This window comes from Tahibacter caeni, from assembly GCF_024609805.1.
In the GTDB taxonomy this organism is placed as follows: domain Bacteria; phylum Pseudomonadota; class Gammaproteobacteria; order Xanthomonadales; family Rhodanobacteraceae; genus Tahibacter; species Tahibacter caeni.
The window spans coordinates 1-1,161 of the sequence record NZ_JANFVR010000647.1 but is presented as its reverse complement, the minus strand read 5'-3'; the positions used below and the strand labels follow the sequence as shown (position 1 = coordinate 1,161).

Here is a 1,161-nt window from a genome sequence, read left to right as displayed (position 1 = left end):
GTGCTGCGGCCGGCGACCGGCGAGGATCTGCGGCGCTGGCGCGCCGCGAAGCCGGACACGCGCGACGACGCGGTGCGCGCGATGCTCGCCGCGCTCGTCGTCGAAGGCGAAGTGCGCACGGACGAACAGGCCGCGGTCTCCGACGCGATCGCCGCGCTCGACCCGCTCGTGGATTTCACGGTCGCCTGCCGCTGCCCGGGCTGCGGCGCCGACAACGAGATCGCCGTCGATCTCGAAGGCCTCGCGCTCGCGCGCCTGGCGCGCCGGCAGCGCGAGCTCGTCCAGGAAGTGCACCGCTTCGCGACGTGCTACGGCTGGACCGAACGCGACGTGCTCGCGCTGCCGCCGGCGCGGCGCGCACGCTACCTCGCGCTGATCGACGCCGACGCCGGGGTGCTGTCATGAGCGACTATTTCGGCGCCCTGCTGCGCGCGGCGGGCCTCGCGCGTCCGGCGACGGCGCACAGGCCGTTCGAGAGCCCCGAAGCCGCACCGGGCGAGACGGCGGCCGAACGGCTCGAGTCCGCACGCGCCGAACCGATTGCCGCCGCGTCTCCGGCACCGGCGCCGATACCGACGTCGATATCGGCTTCGATACCGGCCTCGCCGGCCGTCGAACCGCAGGCACCGCCGCCGGCGCGAACGGCAGCGATCGCGATGACGGCAGATACGTCTCGTCGTCCGGCAATCGCCGATGCGGCCGAGGCGACTCGCGACGCCGCGACGCAGTCTGCGACATCTTCCGCCGAAGACGTGCCGTCGCCGACATCCGCGCAAGCCGTCGTGCGCGCGGCGATTCACTGGGTCGCGGCCGATCCGGCCGCGGCTGCGCCATCGCGTCCGGTCGATCCCGAGCGCGATCCGGCGGTGCCGGCATCGCGCACCGGGCTGCCCGTCGCCCCGGTCGATGCCCCCCCGTCACGCGACGCACCGGCCGCGACATCGCGCATCGAGCACGTCGCCGTCGTCGAGACGGCCGTCGCCGCGCCGCGCGCCGTCGCACAAGCGCTGCCGGAACGACCGGAGGCACGGCCGCTGCGCGAGCGCGCTTCCGCGCCGCGGACCGCGGCCGACGTGAACGAGGACACCGTCGAGATCACGATCGGCGCGATCAACCTGCGCGTCGACGCGCCGCCCGCGCAGATGCGCGTGCAGGCGCCGG

The 1,161-nt window shown here is 75.1% G+C and carries 2 pseudogenes; both read left to right on the top strand.

Annotated features, from left to right (window positions below):
* Window positions 1–405, top strand: a pseudogene (locus NON22_RS24565) (hypothetical protein); the annotation flags it as partial.
* A 377-nt stretch (window positions 406–782) separates the two neighbouring features.
* A pseudogene (locus NON22_RS24560) lies at window positions 783–1,161 on the top strand (hypothetical protein); the annotation flags it as partial.